The sequence below is a fragment of the Candidatus Skiveiella danica genome, from assembly GCF_022705245.1.
In the GTDB taxonomy this organism is placed as follows: Bacteria; Pseudomonadota; Gammaproteobacteria; order Burkholderiales; family Burkholderiaceae_C; genus Skiveiella; species Skiveiella danica.
Genome location: NZ_JAKJEW010000077.1, coordinates 1 through 2,352 on the forward strand (window position 1 = coordinate 1; position 2,352 = coordinate 2,352).

A 2,352-nucleotide genomic window follows, 5' to 3' on the forward strand; every position below is an offset into this window, starting at 1 on the left:
TCGTCACACGGTGCACGGCGCGGGCCATGCGCGCGCCCAGGTCACCGTCGCCCTGGTCGGTGCACTGCACGCGGTCCGGCAGTTCGACCCCGTGCCAGGCCGCATCCTCCGGGCCGGGGCTCATGCACAGCTCCACCGCGCCGGCTCGCGCAGCCATCGCCTGCGCCAGCGCATGGCCCAGCATGCGCCGCGCCAGCCGGGCGGCGCCCTCGGCACCCAGAGCAGGGATCAGCCGCGTCTTGGCCCGTCCAGGCAACGGTGCCTTGGCGAAGACCACGACGCGCGGCGCGTTCGGGGAATGCACGGCTTGCTTCGTCATTCGTAGCGCCGCGCCAGCACCTGCGGCGAGGCACCGCGCCAGTAGGCCCAGCGCAGGCGCCACATGAGCACGATGGTGGCCCAGACGCCGCGGCTCTCCCAGCGCCGCCCCGAGGTGATCACGCGCTCGCGCAGGCAGGCCGGGCGCGACAAGGTTCGCAGTCGCTTCGACATCTCGATGTCTTCCATCAGCGGCTGCTCGGGAAAGCCACCGATCGCGTCGAATGCCGCGCGCGTCATGAACAGGGCCTGGTCGCCGGTGGCAATGCCGCTCCAGCGCGAACGCACGTTCATGCAGGCCGCCACCACGCGCAGCATCCGGGGGCGACCGGCGATGCGCACGTCGAAGCGGCCCCAGACGTGGCGGCCGCCGGCCAGTGCCTGCTCGATGAGGCGATCCGCGTCCGGCGGCAACGTGGTGTCGGCGTGCAGGAACAGCAGGACGCGAGCGCCGCTTGCCGCCTGCGCCCCGGCGTTCATCTGCGCGGCCCGGCCGCGCGCGGCCTCGATCACCTCGACGCCGCCGAAGCGCCGCGCCCGTGCTGGCGTGTCGTCGGCGCTGCCGCCATCGGCCACCAGCACGCGCACACCGCGTGCCATCAACGGCATCAGGGCCCTCAGCGCCGCCTCGATGCCGGCCGCTTCATTGAGAACGGGCATGACGATGGCCAGCGACGACGCGGGCTCGGGCGGCATCATCGCCGTGGCTCCTTCGGGCACGCCCGCTCAGTGCGCCAGCGCACCGCCGCAGCTGCTGCCTTGGCCCGCGGTGCAGCCGTAGCAGTGGCCGGACACGCGGATCGGCTGCGCCTGCAGATCGGTCCTGAGCAGCTCGCGCAGGTGGCGGCGCACGCCGCTGGTGCCCAACGGCAGACCGAGCTGCTGGTTGAAGTCGCAATCGTAGAGCCAGCCCTGCCAGTCCACGCTGACCAGGCTGCGGCACATCACGCCGGCCAGGTTCTGCGGCTGGAAGCTTCCCTTGAGCAGGTCCATGTAGGCGTCGAAGCTGCCCTTGGAGACCAGCGTGGAGCCGAAGCGCTGAATCGGCATGTTGGTCAGCGCCAGCAGCTCATTGAAGACGATGCCGAAATGCTCGAACAGTTCGCGCTTGTAGTCGGCCTGCAGCGCCTGCTGGTCGGGCGGCAGCGACGGGCCTTGAGGGTTGTAGACCAGATTCAGCACCAGGCCACTGCCCGGCTGGCCGTAGCCCAGCACATTGAGCTGGCGCAGCGCGGCAATGCTCTGGTCGAACACGCCGTCGCCGCGCTGGCGGTCCACATTCGCCGCCGAGTAGCAGGGCAGCGACGCGACCACCTCCACCTGCTGGCCGGCCAGGAACTCCGCCAGACCCTCCTGCCCGGGTTCGGACAGGATGGTCAGGTTGCAGCGGTCGATCACGCGCACGCCCTGGGCGCGGGCCGCGCGCACCAGGTCCCGAAAACCTTCGTGCAGCTCCGGGGCGCCACCGGTCAGGTCCAGCGTGCGGATGCTGCGGGCCGCCAGCACCTGCGGGATCAGCGCCAGCGTGGCGTCGTCCATCATCTCGGTGCGGTTCGGCCCGGCGTTGACGTGGCAGTGCAGGCAGCTCTGGTTGCAGCGGTAGCCCAGGTTGACCTGCAGGGTATCGAGCCGGCCGCGCTTGAGGGCCGGAAACAGGGTTTTCTCCAGCAGAGGGAGGGTCGCGTTCATCTCGTCTCCAGACCCTTTGGAAGGGAAAAAGGCGCACCGCGCCGGCGGCAAAGTGCAGATTCTGGTGGATTTCCGCGCGCCCGTTGCGACAGCGGGTTTCTGGCGCCCGCGCCGTTGCGAGGCACTGTTGCCTGGCGTACGGCATGATCCCTGCAGATTTGCAAGAATCAAACCTTCGTCCCGCCCCATCCATTCGTGCCAAGCTCTACCGCTTCTGTCGATCTCCGCAAGCTGGCCCTGGTGCTGGTCGTGCTGACAGGCGTCGGCCTGTTCTTCGGACTCGATCTGGGACGTTTCTTCGGCTTGAAGTTCATCCAGGACAGCCTGGGGACTCTCGTCGCTGCG

Annotated in this window: 3 protein-coding genes; all 3 read right to left on the reverse strand. The window is 69.6% G+C overall.

Annotated features, from left to right (window positions below):
- Positions 1–319: DUF2064 domain-containing protein (locus ACMUOY_RS20005; protein ID WP_413894492.1), on the reverse strand; the 319-nt coding region annotated here is incomplete at its 3' end.
- Positions 316–1,038 (reverse strand): TIGR04283 family arsenosugar biosynthesis glycosyltransferase, encoded by a 723-nt coding sequence (locus ACMUOY_RS20010; protein WP_413894493.1) that lies wholly within the window; start codon positions 1,036–1,038, stop codon positions 316–318. The genes ACMUOY_RS20005 and ACMUOY_RS20010, both read right to left, overlap by 4 nt.
- Before the next feature lie 6 nt (positions 1,039–1,044).
- On the reverse strand, positions 1,045–2,007 hold the full coding sequence (gene arsS, locus ACMUOY_RS20015; RefSeq protein WP_413894494.1) for an arsenosugar biosynthesis radical SAM (seleno)protein ArsS: 963 nt from the start codon (positions 2,005–2,007) through the stop codon (positions 1,045–1,047).
- Between the last annotated feature and the right edge of the window lie 345 nt (positions 2,008–2,352).